The organism is Ferrithrix thermotolerans DSM 19514, assembly GCF_900128965.1.
Taxonomy (GTDB): domain Bacteria; phylum Actinomycetota; class Acidimicrobiia; order Acidimicrobiales; family Acidimicrobiaceae; genus Ferrithrix; species Ferrithrix thermotolerans.
In genome coordinates this window covers 1-1,911 of the sequence record NZ_FQUL01000081.1, presented here as the reverse complement: position 1 = coordinate 1,911, position 1,911 = coordinate 1, and the positions used below count along the sequence as shown (strand labels likewise).

At 51.6% G+C, this 1,911-nt stretch carries 1 protein-coding gene; it reads left to right on the top strand.

Features of this window, described 5'->3' with window-relative positions:
• Nucleotides 1-417 precede the first annotated feature (417 nt).
• Nucleotides 418-906, top strand: coding sequence for a Panacea domain-containing protein (locus BUA24_RS11640; protein WP_072792766.1), 489 nt, complete (start codon nt 418-420; stop codon nt 904-906).
• The last annotated feature ends 1,005 nt before the right edge of the window (nt 907-1,911 follow it).

The window sequence follows — 1,911 nt, the reverse complement described above, 5'->3', positions numbered from 1 at the left end:
ATAATTCCTAGATACCATGGCCACCACAAACAAATCAATTCACTCGTGGAATTTGCACAACTATCGGGACATGACCCATCGAAGCTAGAAGATTGCTGTCTTTCTCGCTAGCGAGAGGATCCATGCCTCCTGATAAGCAGCTGGATTGCCTGCATCGCTTGACCAACGATCCAGCCCAGCTCCGCGACCTCACAACGGACCGACCGTATCTGCTGGCTGAGAAGCAACCACTTGACACGCACAAGAGACGTGGACATGAAGACACTCAGCTATAATAAGGAACAGAAACGAGATTTCCCTGGTTGGTGGGGACCGATCGAACCAGAAGTAGCTGGATGCACAACTCGCCAGATTTCTCGGCGCATTAATCGAACCAAACAAGGGCATCCACCTTCAGGGCTCTCAGAGAGGAGTCACATGGCAGACGTGAACGATGTTGCAGCAGCTATACTTGACAAGACTGGTGAAATAGACACATTTAAATTACAAAAGCTCGTGTACTACTCGCAGGCTTGGTATCGGGTTTGGAAGTCGAAACCACTATTTACTGATGAGATCCAGGCCTGGGCCGGCGGTCCAGTAGTTCCATCTCTCTATTCCCGCCACCGGGGTAGATTTTCTGTCTCGGAGTGGCCGTGGGGAGACCCGAAGCGGCTTACTGCAGACGAACTCGAAGTTGTGGAAAGCATTGTGGATGCCTACGGCAGGCTCACAGGGTATCAGTTGAGTCAACTAACACACAGCGAAGCGCCTTGGATTCGAGCACGCGAAGGTTTAGCTCCCGGTCAGCGTGGATCGCGCATAATCGAACTTGACGATATCTATGACTATTATTCCGACCTAGACCAGAACCCCGAGGCCACAGACATCAGCAAGCTAACCTTCTCTGAAGATGAGCCACTCTAACGGGCTACCTAATGACCCGTTCTCCGAAAGCGCGCAGTCCGCAATCCCCCCATAGGCCAACCCCTAAAGCAATACAGTCATTAGCTAACGAAGACGGAGACTATGAGCATCCGTTATTCTCGCTGGCCCTGTTATCTCGGGTGCAGGGTCACCATTGGAACTGGGAAGACTTGACTCCCGCTGAAAGTCGCGAAATTCTTGATTTCCTTACTGCCGTCTCAAAAAAGAGTTGGGGCCAAATCAAGGAAGATCAAACTGAGAGTGGGAAGCCGCAACACCACTACCACAAAGTGAAAGATCTTTGCAAGGAAGCGCAAACGCTCCTGCAGGAAGGCGAGCTTGATGACCTGACAATGTTGTACAGGTTTGGAGTAAGCAGGAGAGCACGACTCTGGGGCTATCTCCACAAAGGAACATTCCATATATTGTGGTGGGATCCTGAACATCGGGTCTACCCAACCACCGCCCGTTCCTAACCATCGATGCCTGATTGTCTTTGGGACCCACGACATTGCTGGCACTTTGTTCTACAGTTAGCAAGCGTGCATGCTTTCGTGCAGCCTAAAGCGTTTCTGCAGTAATAACCACATCTCTGAGGTCCAGGGAGTGGACGGCCCCTTGAGCGTGGTCCACTTCGTTCGTAAGAGGACCACCTACAGTTTTCTTGCCTCGCTCCCATGTTGCCCGAGATCCGAAGTGGTGCTCGCACGTTGTAGCCACGGTGTTTGTAGGATGTGCTTAAGCAGCATCCATTCTCGTCACCATCTCGAGAACGGCATCATGGAACACCGCGACATCGATCAACTCGCCCTTAGCCCACTCGTGACCGTGATCCTCCATCTCGACAAGACATACGAGACAACAAAGAGCTGTGTCATTCCATGGTTAGCCAGGTTAGCCCGAACTTACGACCGCCCCTGACCCAGATATCACCCATGAAGTGGAAAGATAGCTAAGGGTTGGCTGAAAGTGTAGACACGAGTGCCTTGACAGGGTGGTTTTGGT

Coding starts and splice junctions, on each gene's coding strand:
- BUA24_RS11640 (WP_072792766.1), top strand. CDS start 418: ATGGCAGACGTGAACGATGTTGCAGCAGCTATACTTGACAAGACTGGT.